This is a genomic window from Flammeovirga agarivorans (assembly GCF_012641475.1).
Taxonomy (GTDB): Bacteria; Bacteroidota; Bacteroidia; order Cytophagales; family Flammeovirgaceae; genus Flammeovirga; species Flammeovirga agarivorans.
In genome coordinates this window covers 1-523 of sequence record NZ_JABAIL010000134.1, presented here as the reverse complement: position 1 = coordinate 523, position 523 = coordinate 1, and the positions used below count along the sequence as shown (strand labels likewise).

Genomic DNA, 523 nt, shown 5'->3' with positions numbered 1-523 from the left:
GGCACAGCACCGCTTTCGCTTTTAACAGGTGGGTCAGACGTGAAACGGAAAAGCGCGGGCTGTCGAAGAAGCTTTCGTCCGGCCAGAAATGGACGCTGGTCCCGGTATTGCGTTTGCCGCAGGTGCCGGTGACGTGCAGGTCTTCCACTTTTTCACCATTTTCAAAGGCGATGCTGTAGACCTGACCGTCGCGACGCACGTTGACCTCCACGCGTTTTGACAGGGCGTTGACTACCGAGATCCCCACCCCGTGCAGGCCGCCGGAAAACTGATAGTTTTTATTGGAAAACTTACCGCCCGCATGCAGCCGGCAGAGGATCAGCTCAACCGCTGGCACGCCCTCTTCCGGGTGGATGTCGACCGGCATCCCACGACCATCGTCAATGACCTCCAGGGACTGGTCGGCATGAAGGATAACTTCCACGCGTTTGGCGTGGCCTGCCAGCGCTTCATCCACACTGTTATCAATAACTTCCTGACCAAGATGGTTAGGACGAGTGGTGTCGGTATACATGCCCGGACG

The 523-nt window shown here is 57.4% G+C and carries 1 pseudogene; it reads right to left on the bottom strand.

The features are described from left to right. A pseudogene (locus HGP29_RS28620) lies at positions 1 to 523 on the bottom strand (DNA topoisomerase 4 subunit B); the annotation flags it as partial.